Consider the following 206-nt stretch of genomic DNA (forward strand, 5'->3'; position numbering starts at 1 on the left):
ACCCAACCCCAACATCAACAACCCCACACCAAGACCACCACAGAAAACCACCGGTGGATCCAGGTCACATGCACCCAACGCCACATTGGGGCGCAAGCCCCCACCCCCAACCGCAGCCAAAAGCACCCAACCAGCGAGGCACCCAGCCCCACCCCCGCACCCCGATACGAAGCCTCCCTGCGGGCGGCGGGTGTTTGTCAAGGCAT

Origin of the sequence: Amycolatopsis silviterrae (assembly GCF_042684085.1) — a bacterium.
Classification (GTDB): Bacteria; Actinomycetota; Actinomycetes; order Mycobacteriales; family Pseudonocardiaceae; genus Amycolatopsis; species Amycolatopsis silviterrae.